Origin of the sequence: Haladaptatus salinisoli, from assembly GCF_020614375.1 — an archaeon.
Lineage (GTDB): Archaea > Halobacteriota > Halobacteria > Halobacteriales > Haladaptataceae > Haladaptatus > Haladaptatus salinisoli.
In genome coordinates, this window is sequence record NZ_CP085333.1 from 79191 (window position 1) to 97040 (window position 17850).

The 17850-nt window shown below is 47.4% G+C and carries 13 protein-coding genes; 7 read left to right on the plus strand and 6 right to left on the minus strand.

What is annotated here, in order from left to right:
- Positions 1-26 precede the first annotated feature (26 nt).
- From LIX00_RS24660 to LIX00_RS24670, 3 genes are all read left to right on the plus strand, one after another.
- Entirely contained in the window at positions 27-932 is a 906-nt protein-coding gene (locus LIX00_RS24660) for a 5-oxoprolinase subunit B family protein (RefSeq protein ID WP_227357592.1), read from the plus strand.
- The gene (locus tag LIX00_RS24665) at positions 929-1909 is read left to right on the plus strand and encodes a 5-oxoprolinase subunit C family protein (RefSeq protein ID WP_227357593.1); all 981 of its coding nucleotides are present in this window, start codon (positions 929-931) and stop codon (positions 1907-1909) included. Before LIX00_RS24660 ends, LIX00_RS24665 begins: the two co-directional genes overlap by 4 nt.
- A gap of 84 nt (positions 1910-1993) precedes the next feature.
- Positions 1994-2254, plus strand: coding sequence for an acetyl-CoA carboxylase (locus LIX00_RS24670; RefSeq protein ID WP_227357594.1), 261 nt, complete (start codon positions 1994-1996; stop codon positions 2252-2254).
- A gap of 580 nt (positions 2255-2834) precedes the next feature.
- Here LIX00_RS24670 and LIX00_RS24675 read toward each other — a convergent pair.
- Entirely contained in the window at positions 2835-5177 is a 2343-nt protein-coding gene (locus LIX00_RS24675) for a hypothetical protein (RefSeq protein ID WP_227357595.1), read from the minus strand.
- 450 nt (positions 5178-5627) lie between these two features.
- On the opposite strand from LIX00_RS24675, the gene LIX00_RS24680 reads away from it, so the two are divergent.
- A complete protein-coding gene (locus LIX00_RS24680; protein WP_227357596.1) occupies positions 5628-7031 on the plus strand; it encodes an outer membrane protein assembly factor BamB family protein in 1404 nt (467 codons plus the stop codon).
- 1164 nt (positions 7032-8195) lie between these two features.
- Here the strand turns inward: LIX00_RS24680 and LIX00_RS26045 are convergent.
- The gene (locus LIX00_RS26045; protein WP_255679381.1) at positions 8196-8318 is read right to left on the minus strand and encodes a hypothetical protein; all 123 of its coding nucleotides are present in this window, start codon (positions 8316-8318) and stop codon (positions 8196-8198) included.
- 309 nt (positions 8319-8627) lie between these two features.
- Here LIX00_RS26045 and tbsP point away from each other — a divergent pair, with 309 nt between their 5' ends.
- Positions 8628-9458 (plus strand): transcriptional regulator TbsP, encoded by an 831-nt coding sequence (gene tbsP / locus LIX00_RS24685; protein ID WP_227357597.1) that lies wholly within the window; start codon positions 8628-8630, stop codon positions 9456-9458.
- A 468-nt stretch (positions 9459-9926) separates the two neighbouring features.
- Here the strand turns inward: tbsP and LIX00_RS24690 are convergent, their stop codons facing one another.
- The 4 genes from LIX00_RS24690 to LIX00_RS24705 form a co-directional block, all read right to left on the minus strand.
- Complete coding sequence (locus LIX00_RS24690; RefSeq protein WP_227357598.1) at positions 9927-10184, minus strand: PRC-barrel domain-containing protein; 258 nt, start codon at positions 10182-10184, stop codon at positions 9927-9929.
- A 601-nt stretch (positions 10185-10785) separates the two neighbouring features.
- Complete coding sequence (locus LIX00_RS24695) at positions 10786-10938, minus strand: DUF1328 family protein (protein WP_227357599.1); 153 nt, start codon at positions 10936-10938, stop codon at positions 10786-10788.
- 269 nt (positions 10939-11207) lie between these two features.
- Positions 11208-12407: a Cdc6/Cdc18 family protein gene (locus LIX00_RS24700; protein ID WP_227357600.1), complete on the minus strand. Its 1200-nt coding sequence runs from the start codon at positions 12405-12407 to the stop codon at positions 11208-11210.
- A 77-nt stretch (positions 12408-12484) separates the two neighbouring features.
- Positions 12485-14119 carry an ArnT family glycosyltransferase gene (locus LIX00_RS24705; RefSeq protein ID WP_227357601.1) on the minus strand — a complete coding sequence of 545 codons (1635 nt, stop codon included), beginning with the start codon at positions 14117-14119 and terminating at the stop codon, positions 12485-12487.
- Between the two features lie 787 nt (positions 14120-14906).
- Between LIX00_RS24705 and LIX00_RS24710 the strand changes: the two genes are divergently transcribed.
- Both LIX00_RS24710 and LIX00_RS24715 read left to right on the plus strand, forming a co-directional pair.
- Positions 14907-16736, plus strand: coding sequence for an ABC transporter substrate-binding protein (locus LIX00_RS24710; protein ID WP_227357602.1), 1830 nt, complete (start codon positions 14907-14909; stop codon positions 16734-16736).
- 103 nt (positions 16737-16839) lie between these two features.
- Positions 16840-17676, plus strand: coding sequence for a phosphatase PAP2 family protein (locus LIX00_RS24715; RefSeq protein ID WP_227357603.1), 837 nt, complete (start codon positions 16840-16842; stop codon positions 17674-17676).
- The last annotated feature ends 174 nt before the right edge of the window (positions 17677-17850 follow it).

Sequence of the window (17850 nt, forward strand, 5' to 3'; positions counted from 1 at the left end):
GCATACAGGGTGTGTTCTTCCATAGCATGCCAGGAAAACAGATTCAGCGAACGGAGCTGCCATCAGCGCGATACGAATATGGTGGCGATGACTACGTCTTCGTCGAACTCGACCAGGAGATGAGTTTCGACGCCAATTTCAAGGCCATGGCGATCACCCAGCAGATTCAGGAATCTGACCTGCCGGGCTTGGTCGAGGTCTGCCCGGCGAATGCATCGTATCTAATTCACTTCAGTCCGGAAGAGATTGAGCCAGATACCCTCATTGCCGAGCTGAAGGAACTCGACCGAGAGATTCACCTCTCTGAATATGAGTGGGAGACACGTATTATCGATTTTCCCATCCTCTACGATGATCCATGGACACATGAAACGCTGATGCGCTTCCGAGAGAACCATCAAGACCCAGATGCGACGGATTTGGAGTATTCGGCACGGATTAACGGTTTCGAGAGCGCTGAGGCATTCATCGACGCTCACGCTGGTGCACCGCATATGGTGACCATGATTGGCTTCGTGCCTGGACTTCCGTGGACGTTTCAGATGGTTCCGCGGGACGAGCAGATTGAAGTACCGAAATACGTCCAACCGAGAACCGACACACCCAGTCGCGCAGTCGGCTACGGCGGGGCATTCACGGCGATTTATCCAGTTCAAGGAGCAGGAGGCTACCAACTATTCGGTCGGACGCCAGTAGAAGTACTTGACGTAGAGCAGAATCTCTCTGACTTTACCGATTCAATGGTCTTCCCACAGCCTGGCGATATCATGAAATTCAGAAAAATTGACCGTGGTGAATACGATGACATTCGTGCAGAAATTGAGGATGAGACATTCCAGTATCGGTATGAAGAGATAACGTTCTCGCCGGAGGCATTTTTCGAAGATCCAGAGGCATACAATGCGGAACTCATAGAGGTGCTATACGGATGATTGAAGTATTAGAACCAGGGATTTCGACGACAGTCCAAGACCTTGGACGATATGGGCACTATCACATCGGAATGCCACCGTCAGGAGCGATGGATCAGTTCTCTCATAAAGTCGCGAACTATCTCGTCGGCAATGATGAAAACAGCGCGACGTTAGAAATCACGTATCAGGGGCCGGACCTCAAATTCGAGGAGGACGCCGTCATCGCGATTGCTGGCGCTGATATGGAGGCAACCATCAACGACGAATCAGTTTCTACTTGGGAAACAAACCAGATCGAGGCTGGGGAGGTTCTTTCGTTCAATTTTGCGACAGAGGGGGCTCGAAGCTATCTCGCTGTCGCCGGAGGAATCGATGTTTCGCTCATGATGGACAGTCGATCAACCTACACGCTCATTGGAATCGGTGGGCACAACGGGAGACAACTCCAAGAAGGAGATACACTCTCAATCGGAGATTCGGGGGATAATTCGGCCAGTATTGGTACCCGAGTACCAGACGAACACCGCCCGACATACAGTGAAATGGATCCGATTCGTGTGGTAATGGGCTTATGTGACTACCGCCTCACCGATGAGAGCAAAGCGGAATTCTTAGAGACGAAGTGGACCGTGACGCCAGAGGCTGACCGTGTCGGATACCGACTTGACGGAATTGACCTTGAGTTCATCGAGCGGGAACAGCCCTTCGGTGCAGGAACGGATCCCTCGAACGTCGTCGATCTCGGATACCCAGTTGGGTCGATTCAAGTTCCAGAACAACCGATCGTTCTCATGCGAGATGCAGTGACCGGCGGCGGCTATGCGACGATTGGAACCGTGATCAGTCCCGACCGGAATCGCCTTGCACAGCATCGAACCCATCAGTCATTCTCGTTCGAAGGAGTGATGATCGACGAAGCACTCTCCGCTCGAAACGCTCTCACTGATCGCCTTGAGACAATACGCTCCTCGGTTACGAAGGAGAACAATCCTTGAATTCTGTTCACTTGAGTCGAGTGGACGAAGCATATACAAGCGATTCCAGAGTATCGATACTGAAGACCCATCATAGAATACACCATGACTGAAACAACAACTCTCCAATCCCCGATGCCAGGCGTCTTCTATCGGCGTCCCAATCCAGATGAAGACATATTCGCAGAAGTAGGGGATACTGTCGACGCTGGAGACGTCGTCGGCCTCGTCGGTGTGATGAAAAATTTTCACGAGATAAAGGCTGAGCAACCGGGTGAGATAACCGAATTCTTCGTTGAAAATGAAGTCGAAGTTGAGGCAGGGCAGGATCTCGTCGAGATCGAAGTGACATCCTCCTCGCCATAACCTAATTCAGGTTTGGTTATTTACGGAAATTCGAGGAGAAAGCCTCGCCCTTGAGGGCGGGGAAGAGTCACGAGATGTCGAACGTCACAATTTCAGTTGACTCACAAGTGGGACACTGTTGCTCAATGGATTCAACTGCTGTCCCACAATGACGACACTCATAAATAATGGCACCATCGTCAGCTAACCACCGCCGCACGGCGACGGAGAATGGCATACCACATGTCCTTTAGCAGCCAACGTAATAAGAGTTCGCTCTCCTACTGCCCATATTATAGATGCATTCATCCGCTGTCTTCGCTAACCCGACAGAGTCCAGCCGAGCATCGATATAATTAGTAAAGCTAATCCGAAAGTAAGGAGCTTTGCTTCGCAGAAAAAGAAGTTAGTAAACAGAGAGATGCATGTATCATACTCTCAGGGATATGTATGTCAGTTTCAGTTCTATAATTTTGAACGGTAGATTCGGCCCACTTTCTTTCAAGGCAGAAAATATTATGTGGTGATTCCTCACCTGATTTCCAGTGAAATCGTAGACAGATACACCTTTTCTCTATCATGGTAAATACAGGCAGGTAGTTCATACAGACCCTTCAAAGACAACGTATCCAATAGCCTCTGCGGTGTGGCTCGTTTCGGTGTCAGCGCTTTGCTCTTCTTCGACCTTGACCTCAACGCCAGTCCCGGAAAGATTTCGATAGCGCAGATTTGCCGGATCTGGACCTCTGAACGTTTGCTGATTGGCAACGAACTGAGGCATATCATATTGTTGTTGGAAGGTGATTCGAGACCATTGATCGGAAACCGTTGTTTCGGTTCGCGCGACCTCAAATGGTGTACCGTTGAGTTGCCCCGTCCCTTGCTGGAGCGCGATATAGCCAACTGTCTCACTTTCATGCGGAGTAGTGACGTACCGTTCTTCTTCTTGGATACGCACTCTGAACGAACTACTTGAGACATCCGTTAGACGTGTGACGATTGGATACGGACCGTTGAACGTTTGGGCCTGCGCCAGAACAACCGGCGTACTTGTGCCGAAAAAGTCTGCCAGCGAGATAGTGGTGAAATTGGTCGAAACAGATGCAGTTCCAGCTTTCATGCGATACTGTGTCCCATCGCGCAGTTGGAACTCATGTTCAGTCGGTTCCACGGCAAGCATGTGAAACGTCTCTCTTCCGTGTTGTCCGTCGAGATACGACCATTCTTCGAGTTTATACTCAAAACTACTCTCGGTAACGTTCCGCAGGCGAGTATGCGCAGGATTACTCCCATTGAATGAAAGGGGCTTTGCACAGATGACGCGAGGTTGTTGAACACCAGTCTCAATATGATGCCAGAGACCACGAGTCGGCTGTTCGCCAGAAATGGTGCTCGTGGTGAAACCGTTCGCAGCGTTTGGATCGTATATTTCCCCATCGAGAAGCCAGGTTGCTGACCCATCGGCCTCAGTCGCGACAATACCGCCAGTGACGTAGAACGCATACGTTTTGCCTGCCGGAACAGTGCCAGTCGCCTCAGTTGAATTCGGCGGCCGCTGTGGCCCTCCGTCTGGCCCCCAGGACATTGTTACCGTTGCACCGTCGTTCCCTGCCGGAACGACATTTTCACCAGCGGTAATTTGGTAGGACGTCGGTGTTTCATTTCCTGCGTTGTCAATGCGGACGAGCTGTGCCGACTGCATCGGCACCTCTCCAAGTGGTGGGGGACTTTGGAGCGGCGGGGTTCGGTTTGGTGATTGAGGATTTCCATTAATCGTCATTTGCTCTTGAATGACGGAGGAGTTAGTCTGCGGGCCACTGCCACCTAAAACACCGGACACTGTTCCCCATGTATCTGGTGTCTGTCCGATGTAAATAGCGTATTCAGAGTTGTGATCATTGCGGACGTGAACATCCTGAAGTTGAAGATACTCAAGGTTCGCAGGCGTACCGTCTTCCATCCTTCCCTCATATGTGTAGATCGCATCGTGATTTTTTGTGGACTCATAGCTGATTCGGACGCGTTGGATATCGATTCGCTGGCATGGAACTGGTGCCGTAATCGCCCCACCACAACTGCTGGCTAAATAGCGGTGGTAGAAGTCACAGTCGGCGATGGTAAGGGTTCCGTCATAGCTATTGACGCCTGCCGATGAATTCGCAGGATCGATGGCTTCCACGTTTGAGCCACGTTGGATAGCTCCATTCGACCATGCAGACCGTGGATGCTCATCATTTTTAACTGAGACGCAGTTCCGAACCTCTGTGTTGCCACCAAGCCGTGGGCCATTTTGTGAATTCCTGAAGAACGAGTTTAGAATTTTGAGGTTGCCTTCCGGCTTCTTCGCATAGATCGTATTCTCACCCCAATACTGGAACCAACAGCGGTTCAAGGTGAGTGCACCTTTCGATGATTCGATCAGGATTGCCCGGCGATTACTGGCTTCAGTCGGCGCGCACGACCCTGCGTGGAAGTAACAATCTTGTAAAAGGCCGCGCGTCCCCGCAGCAGACGACAGGCGGAAGTACGTCCGCGCATCGCTAGAATTATTTGAGCCGACGTTGGTGTCCGTGGCCGCCCGAACCCGTCCGCGAGTGATCAACCGTCTGAGTTCCCAATTACCTGCACTAGAGGTCATCCGCACAAATGGCGGCACTGCCGTACCCCGCATGTCGAGTTCGAATCCATCCAGTACGAACCCTCTCGAATAGACATCGATCCAACGAACATTATCGCCCGACTGGCCAGGGACAAGACGTGCACCGTCAGGGGCGATGAGTTGGAGGTTATCGGTGCCGGACTGAACCACGAGTTCGTTGAGTCGGTAGATGCCTGGCGGAAAGATGATGGTCGTATCGCTGCCGACGAGGTTGTTAAGAATGGGGTCGATGGCGCTATCGCCGGAGTTGTTTGCGCCTTGCTCAACGATATCGTACGTCGGCATTCACAGTTCCCCCGTCAATAGGTCTATAGCGGTAGTTTGGTTACGTGCGTAGTAACAAGCGTCTATGGATACTTGGGGATATTTCTCTTTGCGATTTTTCTCGATTCGATGCTCATCAGCTCTACTAATTATTTCAACTTTTCTACCGATAGTTCTTCTCCAATCCATAATATACCCATGTGTGGAAATGAAGATTGTTCTACTCACCCTACTTCCAATATTATATTCTGTAGGGTGTAATTGAATACTTTGTGTAAATCATATAACTCAAAAATGAGTCATTATTCTGGTACTTTATCATGGAATTCTATACTCTGTTGGGCGGGGGTTTCATCTGCTTATATTGTTGATTTCATTTATTGGGAGCAGAATATACATATTGTCTATCATATTTTTATGATTCAAGCCCCCCATAACAAAGCGTGGGGTGCTTGTTTTAACTACTATTGTATGAGTGGAAAGTCACAAATGCAGAATAGCCGGCGAACATTCCTAAAGACGGTTGGTATCACGATGGGTGTCGTGGGCTACGAAGGAACTACTGTCACTGCAGGTAAGAGAGACACAGAACGAGAATCAATTGACGGTTGGACAACTGTTCGAGCAAATCCAGGGCGGACAGGTGCAATTGCTGAAGATGGTCCAACACCGTATCCAACAACCAATTGGAAAATGGATCTTAATGGGAGCATGTACAACGTTGAACCCATTGCAGTCAATGGATGCAGTGAGACGGTGTATCTCGCCGTCACGACGGATGATGATCCTTCGAAAAGCCAGGGCTACATCGGAGCATATGACGTTCAGACTGGTGATCAGCGGTGGAAACAAACAGAGCTACCTGCGCCACGGACGCCTGCGTTCAATAATGGAATACTGTATTTCGCAACAAGAGTACCGTCCACTCCCGATGCAGACGCAGGTGGCTTTTACGCGCTCAACGCCAAAACTGGTGAGATAAAGTGGAGTCGAACGAGTACCCAAAAGTGGGCCAACCCAATTGTGACGGAGGATTATGTGTACACAGCGAACAGTACCGCTGCGTATGCACTTGACCAAACGACTGGGACCACCGTCTGGAAAACAAACGATATCGGAGGTCTCGTAGACGGCGTCGGCGCGGCATTAAGCTACAGCGATGGAACCATCTTTTTCGGAGAGGGAACTGCATTAGACGCTTCAAATGGATCAGTAAAGTGGCGTGTAGCTGACGACCAAGTAACGCTTGGAAACCACGCAGCCCATGATGGGATGGTGTATTATATTCGAACCGAGTTTGTTGTCGGAGACGATGACAGGGTAAGTGTGACAGCGCGGTCAGCAGACGATGGGACGATCATTTGGACGTATGAATCCAACGGTAGTAACAGATGGGATGGGCGGCTCGCAGTCGCGGATGGATACGTACTCCTTCTCAATTCAAACGACAAAGAATCTCTCGTGAAGGCACTGGATGCGGCAACAGGCGAGCTACTCTGGACAGCAGCTGTGGATGGATCACACTTCAGCAGTCCGGTCATTGCCGACGAAACAGTATATATCGGTGGTCGCTTTGCGCCAGACTCCGACCCTTGGAATGGTCAAGCAGTAATCTACGCGCTTGATCTCGAGACAGGTGCCCGAACATGGGCGTATCTTCTCGATAGTAGCGATCTCGAAACGTCACCTGAAAATCCACCTGCAGCCGGCACACCCGTTGTATCCGACGGAAATCTCTATGCAGCTACCTACCCATCTGGCTCGACGCTTACTTATCGGTATGTTTCTTACTCCAACTTCTTCGTCCTTGGATCATGTGATAAGTGGCCAGGTTCCAACCATCGACGGCCGACGGATAGTGGAAACAACACATAAACAATAAAAACTACATTAAGATAACTCTAAATCCTGATGTAACCAACCTCAAAGCTGGCGACACTATTCAGCTCGACACTTCTTGATTGATAGGAAGTAGCCTGTGCAAGTGTAGTAACAGCAGATTACGCTATCAATTATACGCTAGGAATGAAAATATTTAATATCTATGGTATCGGTTAATTGCCATGGATAATTGGAAAATTGAGCAAGAGTATGAGAGCATTATTGATCATCGTTGTTCAAACCAAAATCCAAACTCAGAACATCGACCACCCCCAGACTCAGGGAGCTTTTGGCAAGGGTTGGCTATTGCAAGTTGGTTAGCACTTCTCAGCTGGACGATATTATATTCATTTATAATTGTATACTACATGTGAATTAAGAATAATTCTTTGCTAGTTCGCCGTCCTATGTTTTGAGATACCACGGCACGCGATATTCTTACAACTAGACAACTCCTGTATTTTTATTCTCCTGGAATAATCTATTCTCCAATAGAATTTCGAAATGATATGGAAAAAGCAACTCACATCGGAACCCTCCGTTGTTAAAATGTGTTGATAATCGAAGACACTATCTTGCCCTGCTCAATTGATGTTCAGGTAACGCATGAGCTGAAAAGCCCCGCTCTAAATCCTGATTTTTTTGGGTGGTGATTTGTTCTGCTTGGTCAGCCGATAATCCATGTAGGACAATATCTACCCCCTCTCGATCTGAGGCAACTACGACTACATAGGATTTGTTGTCTGGACGCACACTCGTCCCACTGCCCTTTCTTTGCTGAGTTGATGTCATAGGCGTTCCCTAAGTTCTCCTTGGTAGTCTCTCCCACTACCAATTGATTGCTACAACGGAGGGGTTAAAAAAGATTATTACTATTATATGATGCTCTATACACTATTCAAAATTCCATTGAGGAAGAACCCGGTAATAGGCGAGTTTAGTGAACTTCCTCCCTCTTCGTACTTCGTGCGTTGAGCGTGGCGCTTCCTGTCCCAACACCGTACTTCACAGAGAGAAGAAGATATATCCTGAAGGTAGCGCAATCTCAATAAGCGTTGATTCAGAACATCTTGCACAAACTAATTGGAGCTGGAGTAAAACTGTTCAACGCTGCATTTGCGTCTCGATCAGCTTCAAACTTATTTGTCGAGGAGAAGTCTACGAGTACTCTTCGATGTGTTCGTCGAGTTTATCTTGGACGAACCGGGAAAGGTTTATGTAGTTCTCCTGAATCCATTCGGCTTGGTCTTCACGAATAGAGATATTCTTTCTCTTTGCCATAACATTCAATGTACAAGTTGTGTATAAATCCGTTTTGCTTTTATTGGGCTGGAAACCGACTAAAATAGGGTTTTTCAAGCTTGTGAGGGCGAAGTAGCTTCTCCTTACTCATCCATTTTGCCCCTTGAGAAAGAAACCTTCACACCTGATTTTAGCCTGGGCAGTCCATAGAGGAACTAAAATCTAGGTTTTTTATTGGTGGTAATATTGCGGTGAATCGCGCTCAAAAATTATAGTTTTTGCTTCATTAATAGAGGCCTTACTCATTATTAGTCTTCGATTTCAAGGAACAGGGGACACAGAACAAAGGTGCTAGTGCTCATCGAAAAAAGTATGTCTTCAACCGCTGCTGTGCTCGACCAAGAATTCAAGGAAATAATTCAGTCAGTGCTTGAGGAGACAGAATCGCTCCTTCTCATTAATCCAGCGCCGAAGGTATTCAGAGAATTTGTACTCACAGTATCGGAAGTTGACGACCACCTCCCCGATATCCAGGTGTTGGCATCTCCCGATGTATTGAAAACAGTTACAGACGATTTCATCGTTGCAAGTCAGATCTCGGATTTAATTGAACAAGAAACGCTTGCGCTTCGTGCAACAACTGAGATCTCTCGAAATTCGCTGCTCGTCAGTGATGATCAAGTGGTGGCATTTTTGGCGATAGATGGAAAATTATCTGGGCTTAGTTCAGAAGATGATGAATTTGTTGACAATGTCCGATCGACGTTCAATGACGAGTGGGAGACGAGCAATGACTTTAACCTGCGAACACCACCGCTTTCGCGGGTGAAGAAAACACTGAGAGAAGAATTTGGGGATGAAGTAGAGGATGACTTTATGACGGTGCTCGACTCAGTTGAGTCAGTTCCCGGCGAGGAAAATGAACTGGATGAAGTAACGATCGCGTTGCTTGTTGGAGCAAAAAATAACGAATTACTCTACGATATTAGCAAATGGGGTGAGGATACAGGAGTTGCGAGTAAAGCTACATTCTCACGAACCAAAACACGACTTGAAGACCGTAATGTAATAGAGACGGAGAAGGTACCCATTGAGATTGGTCGCCCTCGACTTCGATTGCTCTTAGTGGAAGATAATTTGCAAAATTCAGAGGATCTTATTGAACAGGTAGATGCATAATTTTGTGAATTATAAGACAGTGGTAATAGAGCTAGTTGCGTAGAGATTGAGAAACTGAAAGGAGCTTTTCAAGCCAAACCATTAATGTGCCGAATCTCGAAGTTGCCTATAGAAAGAATGTCTCCCAAGGATTCTAAATATACGCCATTAACTTCATTAGAAAAAGAGGCACTCAATCATCTTTACTCAAACTTTGGTTCGGATGAATCGTTTACATACAACCAGGCCTATCGTTGTCTACAAAAGCACGAGATGGAGCAACTCCTTGCTGAAGATCTTCTTGAAGCCCTATTGCTCCGTGGATACCTTTATAAAGTAAACGGTAATTTACGCATCACAAGTTAACACCGCAAATTTCCCGAATGAGTCGCTCTCTTTGCGTACTCATTACACCAGACTATTTAGGGTCTTTCTTAGCACTACTCGATTGAGGAAAAATATTCATTTTACTGTTAATTCACTTACAGATTATTCATTCAAGTCATGTTGTATAACAATGTAATCTCTAATTGCACGTGTCTTATTAGCAGAAAGTTGAAGGTCCCCTTGGCTATTAGTTTCAAGACTAGAACCTTCAGCGTCAAATTCGTCGTCAGGTATTATGACTAAATTCAAAAGATCACCTGTTTTTCTGTTCAGAGTAATATCAGACAATTCTCCTATCGCTGTCCCGTCAGAAGTCATTACTAACTTTCCTATGATGTTCCCTGCGAATACATCCGTCATTTCCGAATGCATTGGATTTGTATGGTATAAATATATGGTATTTACGTTTCGATAAATATCTTCACGGCGTTCAGAATAGAATTATGGTCTTCTAACAGTTTTGGTCCGGGATTAGTTAAGATACAGTAAACACGCTTACCATAGGTCAGTAATCTTTGTGGAAATGAATTGCTCCACGCCATTCACAGAAGATCTTTCCATCTTTTTGGCTAGCGCTAAAACGAGGGGGCTGACTTGGAACAGCAATGACTTCCGCCCCCTTGTTTGTCGGGAAGAGACGCACGTTCCTTTCTCTCCATTAGCTCCCGACATATCGATTTAGAAGTGTGGTGTTTTAATAGTTACGCCTTCATAATAAAGTGGACGATATAGATTAGTTTCGTATTAATGTTGGACGTTGAAATGGATACACATGATATTGGCGGTCTTTTTGAGTCTATGGCTGGGGTTCAATGAGGGGATAATAAAAGGCAGAAATAGAAACGGGAAGCAGAGTATAGTGTAATGGAAACAAGAAGATAGACAGCGCTAACAGAAGAATCTGTAAGAGTTTGTTTTTGAACCCTTCAACGAGAATTTTGTGCCACGAATAAGGTCCCCGTCAAAGTATAAGTGAAATAATAGCCAAAATGAGAAAGACGATGATTAGTAAGCGGGCAATCTCCATTGACATCCCTGCTACTCCTCGTGCTCCAAAAATACCTGCAAGGACTGCGAGAACAAAAAATCCGATAGCAAGTTCCAAGATTGCCATGGTCACCACCACCGCCGTGAACACAGTACTTGATCATGTTGTACGAGTGCTGTCTGATTGAGCGTCGAAGCCATTTCCGTTTTACAACTTGATATTCATGAACTTTATTATTATTTCGTTAAATCGTACTCCATAACAGAACGACTACGGAAAAAGGCTAGCGTAATCGTCACTGTTAAAAGAATCCGGAAGGTTGAAAATTAATCATCGTGGCTTGGGGTGACACCACATTTCCAGTGAAATCACTAGGGGAGACCTTTGATACCGTTTTAAACCTCAGAGACAAGAACCTTTTTGACTACTTCTGGATCTTCAAGGAGTTGGTGTTCAGTATAGCTTCCTTCAGCGCTTCCACCGCTTTGCCGAGTCTGTTCAATGACGTCGAGAAACGCCTGTTCCCGGAGCAGGTCGCGAACACGTCGAGTCGAAAGCGGATCGCTATCCATCTGCCGACAGACTTGCTCGTATACTCCATAGACTCGGCTAGTTCGGAAGGCACTCACATCGGGGTTGTCAAGGGAGAGAATGGCGAGCGCATGTAATGCATATTTTGAGTGTGGCGTTGCTCCGCGGATGAGCTCGCGGAAGCGGTCATTTTCGGCCCGTTCGCGGGCTTTTTTTACATATTCTTCACGAACCGTCTCAGCGTGCTCCGCCTGTGCAAGTTCGCCCGCATATCGGAGGATATCGATTGCTTTTCGTGCATCTCCGTGTTCCTGTGCTGCCTGTGCGGCTGCAAGGGGAATCGTCCCAGGTTCAAGAACGCCTTCTTTAAAAGCGTCACTCCGTGCCTCCATAATGGATCGAAGTTGGTTGGCATCATACGGTGGAAACACAAATTCTCGTTCACAGAGGCTTGATTTGACACGCTCATCCATCCTATCCTTATATTTTATTTTGTTGCTGATACCAATGACACCAAGCTTACATCGTTCGAGTTTTCCTGCCTCACCTGCGCGAGAAAGTTGCATTAGAATATCATCGTTCTCCAGCTTGTCAATTTCATCAAGAATAATGATGACGACATCGTAAAGTTTGTCGAGGATTCGCCACTGGCGTTTATAGTATGTAGAAGTAGAAATGCCCTTATCAGGGATAGAAATGTCTGTCTCTAATGAATTTGTGGCAGAGGCAATAGTTTGAACTGCTTGCGTTTCTGTACTATCCTGCGCGCAGTCTACGTAGGCTACACCGACGGTAACACCCTCTTCGTTCGCTTCATCGACGAGTCGGCGTGAGACGTGTTTGGCACAGAGCGATTTGCCTGTTCCTGTCTTTCCATAAAGGAGGACGTTACTTGGCGATTGATTGAAGAGCGCGGGATTAAGAGCATTTGCGAGTGCCGAAATTTCATCGTCTCGACCGACGATGCGCCCGTGATCTGGAAGATGATTGATCTCAAGAAGCTCCTTTTTTGCGAATATGGGGTCTTCTCGAGAAAAGAGTTCGTCTGAATTAGTATCGCTCATGGACACCACGTTTCCAGTGAAATCTCTTTACTGTTGCGGAGGATAGGAAGTAAGAAGAGCGAAGCTAAAATAGGGTATTATTCTGGTTGTGGACCGTCATCTGGAATCTTCGTCGGTTTCATCGGCTCCTGAACGCGGAATATCATCGCCCCCTCATTCTCATAGATGATCTTGTAACGTTCGGAGTTTACGAGCTGTTCACGCATCCACGGTTTCTGGTACTCGTCAATGCCACGCACCGTGTAGTGGCCCTTTGGGACGTAGATATAGTCGGGGTTGACATCGTTCGAGATCATCTTTTCGGTTAAACAGGTTTTCTCTGGACAGCGAGACATCCGTTTATATAGGCTAAGATGCTTGTTATACGGCTTGTGCCCTTCCCATTCGACACCCCACGGTCCGACAAGGATCGCCCGATCCGTCATGAGCGGGAACCACTCGGCGGCGTCGCCAAGGACAACAAAGTCAGCGTCTGAAGCGGTGTTCTCTTTTACCCAGTCCATCGCAGCCTTATCATTGTAGTCTATAAATGCTGGTTGGCTAGTGCTGTGATGATGAGAGTTGAGACCGCTTGCAGCGAACGAAACACCGACACTTGAAACAAGTATCCCAAGGATAATAACGCCGATTAGCGGTGCAGAACGAGAGTAGTTCGACCGCGACCAAGCACGGATGCGCGGAACGAAGACCTCGAAGACTAACACCGAAGCCATCATTGCCCCGGCTGGGAACTGGAAGCGAACTTTGCCGAGCATAAATGCAGCAGACACCAACCAGAGTGGGAGGAACACCCGTCGCTTGGCGAGTAAGTACACAGCGCCTGCAAATGACCCGAGGTAGAATATACTAGGGATGTCGAAGGCCAATGGGTAGACAAACTGGTCGAGGAGTCGACTAACGCCACCACCGATGCCCGAGTGCGTTCCAGAAGCGGCAGCGAAGATGTCAATTCCGTGTGTGGCGATGATCTGTAACCACCACGGCGACGCAAGAAGGATACCGCCAACAGCAACAATGGCCCCGTGAACAAGGCCCTGGGGTGTCGGTTTAAAACAAATAAACATGACTAGGTAAGTTATCCCGAAGAAAACCGTGTATACTGGATGAGTAAGGATGGTAAGTCCAAATAACACCATCGAGGGGATGATCCACTTCCGCTCAGAAGTTTTAAACAGTTTTAGTCCGGTATACGCGCCGGTCAATGTAAAAAGGAAGGCCGGAGCACGAACGATACCACCTGCTGAAAGGTGCCACTGGAGGACAGGCGGTGTCACGGCAAGAAGGAGGGTGGCGAAGCCCGCTCGCGGTGTCGACTGTAGTACCTCACGCGCGAGGAAGTAGAACGGCACGAGATACAGCACCGTGACGAATCCTGGTAAGAGTCGGCTGAGTGTAATCGGACCGACACCAGTTGTCTCCATTATTATCGCCGAGACATAGTACATCAGTGGCGGATAGCCGAAGGGGACGCCGTCGTTGGTGTACAACGGAATGCGCTCTGGTAAACCATAACTGTGAGCACTAATCTCCTGTGCTATCTGGAGGTAGAGACCAGCCCCGTAAGCGGGATATGGGTGTGTCATGAGATACGCAAAGTACACTAGCAATCCGGCTCCCAATGCTATTGCTAGCCACGCACGTTCGTTACGGGCGAGTTCGATCAGTTTCGATGAAACGTCTATATTATGTTGATTTTTGATACGATGTATCATTTAACTTCACCCCATCTTTGGTGTCCGATTGTGAGTTTGTCCACACATGGTTATCGGCTGAGTGTTATCTGTAACCGTCCATAGGAAGACAACGGTCAGATAAACTGCGTAACGCGTTAATTTTCGTACAGACATGCCTAACCAAAACGCCTGCAATGCGAGCACCTTGGTAATCCCTGTCCAACCGGATAGGAAGCACATGAGGGCATTCATATCTCTGCACGAGGCGAGATTCGTTATTCGTAACCAGATACGTCCAACTATACGTTCTTTCTGGCCGATGTTCTTACTGTTCTTATTGATGGCTCTACAAGAAAACTTCGATTTGAGCTTGAAAACTGCGTTACCCTCACAATCAATCCAACCACTAAACACGGAAAGTGAGACAAAGGAAAGCCAGTAAAGCGTCCATGGGGACATCTTCACTTTCTTGTAATCCTGATCAATTCTTTGTTATTTCGATGCTAATCCGTTCAAGTACGGTTTGAACGATGCGTGAACGATAGAACAAAAGTTCGTATTCCCAAAGCAAATGCGATTCTTTATGTTTTCGCTTGTGCTTCTAGAGGGGTATCGTACCGAAATTACGTCTGTATGGAATCAGCACTGAGAATAGCCGTTTACAAGGGAGAGAGATGGTTGAACGCGGGGAGAACAGTTAGGTGCTATATAATAAAAAGGGTTCCCAATCACTTCAGAGATAGTAACTCACGGATTATTTCATGTGGAACTTACAATGGCGCATACTAAATCCCTAAAGTCCACCTACAATTGACAAACACGTTTAATGGAAATGTTATCTAAGGAAAATTCGGATCACTCAACCATAGCTAATGAGGGCTCAAAAACAGGGCGAAGAGAGCTACTTGTAGCCATCGGAATGACGCTGGGTAGTGGTTGCATCGAAGAGGCACAATCACTGGTGAGCCGCGATCGACCAGAACAGATATCAATTTCTATAAAGACGCTTCCGGCGGATGCAGATCCATGGGCAATTCGTATCGCTCGATTTCTCACTGAGCAACTCAACGCAGTTGGTATCGCGGCACAAGTGGAACCGATGGATCGAGTTGAATTACGTCGCGATATTCTCCTAAATCAGTCGTTCGACTGCTACATTGCCTGCCACCCCGGCTTTCGAGATCCAGATATATTGCGAACGCTCCTTCATTCCCGCTTCGGCACGGAAGCAGGGTGGCAGAATCCGTTTGGATATGCGAACCTCAGAGTAGATAAACTGTTGGCGGCACAACAGCGCCAAAGTGGGCAGCAACGGATGGAGACACTCCGGGAACTACAACTTGCAATCGCTCGCGACCAACCATTTACGGTCATTGCCTTTCCCGACGAAATTCGTGCTATTCGGACGAATCGTTTTGCTGGATGGTCAAATCAGGAGAGTGTCCACACGTTGCTAGGCTATCTTTCAGTACGATCGCGAGGAAGTAGCGACCAACGGCTCCGAATGACATTGCAAGACTCTCGCCCGACGGAGAACCTCAATCCGTTGTCGGTAGAATACAGATACAATGGAACGATTCTTGATTTACTATACGATCCAGTTGGACGGTGGATAAACGGGCGTGTTCGCCCATGGCTCGCCAAGTCATGGGACTGGCAGTCATCAACAGACAACCTTGTTGCAGAGATAAATCTCCGAGATGGGCTGTGGTGGCACGACAATACGGCTCTCACAGCAAACGACGTCGCGTTCACATACGAATTTCTCAAAGATACAACACTAGGAACGCAAGAGAGCCCAGTTCCATCACCCCGATTTAGAGAAGGATCGTCGATCATTAAGTCGGTAAAGCCAATAGACAAATATTCTCTTCGTGTCAATTTCGGCACGAATAATCGGGCAGTAGGACGGCAAGCGCTTACAATACCAGTTCTACCAAAGCACATCTGGAGGTCAAAGCATAAACAGGCCAAAATCGCGGGGTTACAGACGGACTCGGCTGCTACTAAAGCGCTTATCTGGAACAACATGCAGCCCGTCGGTAGCGGTCCGTTTCAATTTCATAATGTAGAACATAGACAGTCGCTGACCCTTAAGCGGTTTGACCGTCACTTCCTCGCTCATACCAGTAAGGATTATGATCTAACATCGGAATCTGAGTACATCGAACGATATGCAGGTGGAGTCAAATTCAAGCAATTACAGTTTCTCATCGTTCCATCGGCGGCTGCAGCGACGAAGCTTATTCTTAACGGTGAAGCTGACGGAACAGCAACTAGCGTGACGGCATCTGAAGTGCGTAATATCGGGCATGCAGAAGATGTCGAGTTATTCATTGATGAATCATTGTCAATGTACCACCTTGGTTTCAACACTCGAAAGGCACCATTCAGCAACGTTAGATTCCGTCGATCGGTGGCTCAATTACTCGATAAGGCCTTTCTCGTCCAAAACGTATTTGGAGGCTACGCTGAACCAGGAACTAGCCCGTTGGCGCGTCATGACTCGCTTGCACCAGAGCTCCGCTGGACTGGGACTGACTCTGAGCTTCCATTCCCGGGCGAAAATGGGAATCTCAACGTAGCAAAGGCGAAGGCGGCGTTCAAGGATGCCGGATATCGGTACACGAAAAATGGAAAGTTGCTTAGGCGGTGAAAACAGCTATGACAAAGATAGACAGAAACTGATCGAGTGAGAGAATGTCTGAAGAGATGAACACGCAAAAAGGAGATGGAAGAAAACATACGGAGGACACGCCATGAGTTTGGCGAAAATTATCGGATATATATTTGTTGGTGAGGCGATAATGTTGGGGGTAGCGACGATAGTGTTTGTCGGATCTTCAGGTCTCAATCGCATTCGCAACACGTTCTGTGAGAAACTTCAAGCAATAGTTCCCCACTTAGGGCTATTGATTATTATCCTCGTAGTGAACAAAGTTGCCCGTGAATATGGCCCTGATCTCTCGTGGATCATCGGTTGGAATATTACAGGTTTAATTTATACCATCGAGGGAGACTTCGTTGGGCAAATCCAATTGATCGCGACGCCGAGCTTGACAACGTATTTCTCATTCATATACATTTATGGATACATATTCATACTTGTGTTCCCCTTCATCGTCTATTTCTCACATCCAGAAGTATATCCATTGAAAGAGACAGCAATCGCCTATGCAGTAAATTATGGGATAGGACTCATCTGTTATATCCTCTTTATCTCATACGGACCCCGGAATATGATCCCAGACATAGTCGATCCCCTTCTTTACTCTACGTACCCACAGTCCCAAATACTCACAGGTGAAGTGAACGCGAATACAAACGTATTTCCGTCTTTGCATACTTCGTTGTCAGTCAGCGTTGCCCTGCTCGCATACAAGACTCGCGAAATGTACTTGGCATGGACGCTAGTGGCAATTCCCACAGCTGCAAGTATCGTTATTGCCACGATGTACCTTGGAATTCATTGGGGTACAGATGTGTTTGCAGGCATTCTACTTGGAGTCGTAAGTGTGTTTGTGGCAGAACGCGTTGTATTTGGGGAGTCACGTACACTAAGACAAAAAATAAAAAAGTACAGTAGTTATTTATAGCGGAGAAGGGACTGGGCATGCTAGCAACTAGCATTGAGAGACACACACCACGTTTCCAGTGAAACGAGTGAGAGAGGGAAGAAGGGTAGAGATGAAACGAAGGTTAATGCCGTTCATTCAAGCGAATTGATCTCGTGAACACCAAGCAACAATTTCACTGGAAACGACGTGTGC

Excerpts from the sequence above, each read along its gene's own strand:
- LIX00_RS24665 (WP_227357593.1), top strand. The coding sequence starts at position 929 with ATGATTGAAGTATTAGAACCAGGGATTTCGACGACAGTCCAAGACCTT.
- LIX00_RS24700 (WP_227357600.1), bottom strand. The coding sequence starts at position 12,407 with ATGAGCGATACTAATTCAGACGAACTCTTTTCTCGAGAAGACCCCATA.
- LIX00_RS24680 (WP_227357596.1), top strand. The coding sequence starts at position 5,628 with ATGAGTGGAAAGTCACAAATGCAGAATAGCCGGCGAACATTCCTAAAG.
- LIX00_RS26045 (WP_255679381.1), bottom strand. The coding sequence starts at position 8,318 with ATGGCAAAGAGAAAGAATATCTCTATTCGTGAAGACCAAGCCGAATGG.
- LIX00_RS24695 (WP_227357599.1), bottom strand. The coding sequence starts at position 10,938 with ATGGCAATCTTGGAACTTGCTATCGGATTTTTTGTTCTCGCAGTCCTT.
- LIX00_RS24705 (WP_227357601.1), bottom strand. The coding sequence starts at position 14,119 with ATGATACATCGTATCAAAAATCAACATAATATAGACGTTTCATCGAAA.
- LIX00_RS24690 (WP_227357598.1), bottom strand. The coding sequence starts at position 10,184 with ATGACGGATGTATTCGCAGGGAACATCATAGGAAAGTTAGTAATGACT.
- LIX00_RS24710 (WP_227357602.1), top strand. The coding sequence starts at position 14,907 with ATGGAAATGTTATCTAAGGAAAATTCGGATCACTCAACCATAGCTAAT.
- LIX00_RS24715 (WP_227357603.1), top strand. The coding sequence starts at position 16,840 with ATGAGTTTGGCGAAAATTATCGGATATATATTTGTTGGTGAGGCGATA.
- LIX00_RS24670 (WP_227357594.1), top strand. The coding sequence starts at position 1,994 with ATGACTGAAACAACAACTCTCCAATCCCCGATGCCAGGCGTCTTCTAT.
- LIX00_RS24675 (WP_227357595.1), bottom strand. The coding sequence starts at position 5,177 with ATGCCGACGTACGATATCGTTGAGCAAGGCGCAAACAACTCCGGCGAT.
- LIX00_RS24660 (WP_227357592.1), top strand. The coding sequence starts at position 27 with ATGCCAGGAAAACAGATTCAGCGAACGGAGCTGCCATCAGCGCGATAC.